The organism is Noviherbaspirillum denitrificans (assembly GCF_002211445.1).
Taxonomy (GTDB): Bacteria; Pseudomonadota; Gammaproteobacteria; order Burkholderiales; family Burkholderiaceae_D; genus Noviherbaspirillum; species Noviherbaspirillum denitrificans.
Map to the genome: position 1 here is coordinate 2,432,563 of NZ_LSTO01000001.1, position 3,537 is coordinate 2,436,099.

The window sequence follows — 3,537 nt, forward strand, 5'->3', positions numbered from 1 at the left end:
GGTGCCGCGCTGGACTTCATTCATGTTCGCACAGCCGCCGAGCGCGACGATGGCAGCCAGTGCGCCTGCAGTAAGTCTTTTGCGCATGATGCTGTTCCTCTACCTGTGGAAACGGTAGTTGGACACAGCGCCCGGCTGGCGAGTTCGAGCAGGTTACAAATCGTTAACTTGCGGCGCGTCGTCGACCGGTTCCGGCTGCGCCTTCCTTTTCCTCAGCACAAGGGCTGCGGCACCGGCGGCAACACCTGCGACAGCGACGCCGCGAAGCACTTTCCCGAGCAGGGATTTGCGCCTGGAAAGCGCGGAGATGCCGCCCATGACCAGCGGCAGGAGGGTTTGCAGGTTCATGCCCGGCAAACCGCCGAGGTTGCCGCCGCGGAATGCGCCGATCAAGGCGCCGGCCGCCTGGTGCAGCACCGAGCGTGCGAGCGTGTCGGGACGCAGGCTCGCTTCGGCGGATTCCTTGGCAAGCAGGATTTCGGCACGATAGACGGCGCCCTGGGCGATGAGTTGTTTCTTGCGGTCTGCGCGGTTCATCACGGTCCCTACATCAACGCATCACGATCCTTGCGCAGCTCGGCCATCGTCGCGGAGAGCGCGAGCTTGTCCTGTGCAAGGAAGCTGCGCGCGTGGCGCAGGATGGCAATGGCCAGCAAGGTGTAGAACACGGCGACGGCCAGGAGGATTTTCCACCCCATCGTGTCCCAGGCGAGAACCACGACGAGCGCGGTCCACGCGCCGAGCGCGAAGAGGATGGCGACGATGCCGAGCGCGCCGATGAAAAGCAGGCGCGCGAGGTTGTCGCGCATCTCGCCGAGTTCGAGCGCGGCCAGTTCGATGCGGGAAAGGAGCAGGCCGAAAGCATTCCTGGCAATGCCTGCCAGTCCGGCGACCAGTCCCGGCCGTTCGCGGCTGTCTTCGTCGCCTGCGTGCGGTCGATCCATGCGCGCGATCAGCGGCGCGAGATCAGCATGCCGACCACGAGGCCGATGCCGGCGGCGATGCCGACAGCCTTCCACGGATGCTCATGCACGAACTCGTCGGTGCTGTGTGCGGCGGCCTTGCCTTTCTGCACGGCGATGACCTGGATTTCATGTGCCTTTTCCATGGCGGTATCGAGCATCGCCAGTCCGCGTGCGCGCAGTTCTTCGGCCTTCTCGCCGCTGGCATGGCCAGCCTCGCGCAGCAGGTCCTGGGCGTCCTTGACGAGTGTCTGCATGTCGTTACGCACGGTCTTGATGTTGTTTGCCAGCATTTTTTTGCTCCTGTAGGTAGTGGCTGGGAATGGTGCCGCTTGCGCCGCCCGCCCTGCGCGGGCGGGGGTGATTGTCTATTTATCTCAGGTAATTTGCGAAATGTAAAGGTTCGTCATCAAGCGATGCCGATGGCGCCACAAGCGCGGATTGATCCTTGACCCAGGTCAGGGCCGGGTGCGCAATTCTGCGATCCCTTCGATGCTGCCGATGGTGATGGTGACCGGCTTGTTGACCAGCGTCGGCTGTGTCGGGCGCCAGGCAAACAGCCACTCCTTTTCAGTGGCATGGTCGCGCGGACGGGAAAAGACTTCGCCCAATGGACTCGGGCGTCCGTAGGAGACAGCGGCGTCGATGCCGGCCCAGCTTGGCAGAAGGCGCTGTGCGGCGCGGTGGATGCGTTCGCCGAACTGCTCCGCATCATTGATGACCAGGCAGCAGTCGGCGCCGGACGCATCGAACAAGGATTCGTCCCAGGCGCTGGCCAGGCTCAAGGTGAGGAAACCCGGTGCGGCGCGCGGGCCGAAGGGCATGATGGCATTGGGTGCGTTCTGGGCGGCGGGCGGTTCGAGGCGGAATTCGCCGAACTGCAGCGCGCGTTCAAGGTCCGCCCGGGTTGCATAACGATAGAGTTTGGATGGTCGCTTGAGTGCGCTGGCGGACATGGGGGAGGTAGCTGCGTGCATGGTGCGGGTGGTGGTGAGGCTTGTATCCATTTAAACAGATTCGGGCGGCGGCGACAAACGCGGGCATGAAGTCCGTGCAACGAAGCGTTACAGTTTCTTTCATACGGCAACATTGTCCTCCGGTATCATGTCAGCACCACCGGCCAGCCGGGGCAAAGAACCAGGAGTCCAACATGCAACGCACTTTCACCAAACTCGCCATCCTGCTGCTGGCATCCGTCGCTGCCGGCGCGCATGCCACCAATGTCAGCCTGAGCGTTGGCGGCGAGGTCGCACCCGGCGTGTACGGACGTGTCGACATCGGCAATACACCGCCGCCCGTGCTCTATGCACAGCCCATGATCATCACGCGCCCGGTGCGCGCGGTCGCGGTGCAGCCGGTCTACATGCATGTCCCGCCGGGGCACGCAAAGCACTGGAGCAAGCACTGCCACAAGTACAACGCCTGCGCGCAGCCGGTGTACTTTGTGAAATCCGCGGAGTACGAGCGTCAGGATGACCACGGACATGACTATGGTCGCGGCCATGGCAAAGGCCACGGCAAGGGCCATCGCAAGCACGACGACTGATCCCTGCGCGGATCAGTAAAAAAGCGGCCTGCGGGCCGCTTTTTTATTTGCTCCGGGGACGCGCTTATTTGCTGCTGCCGCCGCTGGAGGTGTCGCTGCCGGAACCCGCTCCGGTGCTGCCGGACGAGCTGCCGCCGCCGCTGGTGGCGCCGCTTGCGCCGCGCGATGCGCTGGGAGAGGAGCTGCCGGACGACTTTGCCTTCTTGGCTTTCTTGGCCTTCTTTTTGGCCTTGGGCTTGGTGTCTGCAGTAGCGTCGCTTGCACCCGAGCTGGCCGCACCTGAAGTGGCGCCCGTGGTGCCGCTGCCCGGGGTCGAGCCGCTCGTGGCGCTCGGCGAAGTGGACGAGCCGGAGGTCGAGCCGGATGCTCCGCTGCCGGTGGTGCCGGACGCGCCTGACGAGCCGGAAGACATGTCGCCGCTGCCCGACGCACTCGAGCCCTTGCTGCCGCTGGCACCCGAGGTGCCCGACGCGCCCGAGGAAGACGAGCCTGGTTGCGAAGTACTGGAGGGAACGGAACTGGAGGTGCCGCTGCCGCCCGCCATGCCGGCATCGCTACCGGTGCCCGCGCCCGTTGCGCCTGTCGCACTCTGCGACTTCGTCGTGGATGAGGGACTGGATGAAGTGCTGCCGCTCTGCGCCAGCGCGATGGACGAGACGGACGCCACCACGATCAGCGAGATGTTGCGGAGAGTGGTTTTTAACGTCATGAATTACTCCTTTTTGAATTAGTAAAAAGGCATCACCGATGCAGCAGCTTGGACGCAGGGGCTGCCTGCTTGTTCAGCGATTTTCACGACGCGCTGCGGCAGAATGCGCAGCGATTTTTTCAAGTGACTGAATTTAAAGACTTTTTGACAATGTAAGAATCTGTAACCAGATGCAGTTGCACAGTCTTGCAATCGCGCTATTCATCCATCTGGGGCTGCGCAATGGTACGCAACTGGAAGCGCCCGTCGTTGTTGAACAGCCAGGTCTCGGACAATTCGAGCTGGCCGCGGCGCAACAGGTGAGAGGCGGGGTTCGGGGA

General features: G+C 63.3%; 6 protein-coding genes. 2 read left to right on the forward strand and 4 right to left on the reverse strand.

Going from position 1 to position 3,537, the window contains the following annotated elements; genetic code table 11:
* Positions 1 to 153: 153 nt before the first annotated feature.
* The 4 genes from AYR66_RS11895 to AYR66_RS11910 all read right to left on the reverse strand — a co-directional run bounded on the left by AYR66_RS11895 (position 154) and on the right by AYR66_RS11910 (position 1,969).
* The gene (locus AYR66_RS11895; RefSeq protein ID WP_088707652.1) at positions 154 to 537 is read right to left on the reverse strand and encodes a hypothetical protein; all 384 of its coding nucleotides are present in this window, start codon (positions 535 to 537) and stop codon (positions 154 to 156) included.
* A gap of 8 nt (positions 538 to 545) precedes the next feature.
* A complete protein-coding gene (locus tag AYR66_RS11900) occupies positions 546 to 944 on the reverse strand; it encodes a phage holin family protein (RefSeq protein ID WP_088707653.1) in 399 nt (132 codons plus the stop codon).
* Between the two features lie 8 nt (positions 945 to 952).
* Entirely contained in the window at positions 953 to 1,255 is a 303-nt protein-coding gene (locus AYR66_RS11905; RefSeq protein WP_088707654.1) for an ElaB/YgaM/YqjD family protein, read from the reverse strand.
* Positions 1,256 to 1,420: 165 nt separating this feature from the next.
* Positions 1,421 to 1,969, reverse strand: a complete 549-nt coding sequence (locus AYR66_RS11910) for a hypothetical protein (RefSeq protein WP_337366948.1) — start codon at positions 1,967 to 1,969, stop codon at positions 1,421 to 1,423.
* Positions 1,970 to 2,112: 143 nt separating this feature from the next.
* Here AYR66_RS11910 and AYR66_RS11915 point away from each other — a divergent pair, with 143 nt between their 5' ends.
* Both AYR66_RS11915 and AYR66_RS11920 read left to right on the forward strand, forming a co-directional pair.
* Positions 2,113 to 2,508, forward strand: coding sequence for a hypothetical protein (locus AYR66_RS11915; protein ID WP_088707656.1), 396 nt, complete (start codon positions 2,113 to 2,115; stop codon positions 2,506 to 2,508).
* Between the two features lie 68 nt (positions 2,509 to 2,576).
* Complete coding sequence (locus AYR66_RS11920) at positions 2,577 to 3,239, forward strand: hypothetical protein (RefSeq protein ID WP_088707657.1); 663 nt, start codon at positions 2,577 to 2,579, stop codon at positions 3,237 to 3,239.
* Positions 3,240 to 3,537: the final 298 nt, after the last annotated feature.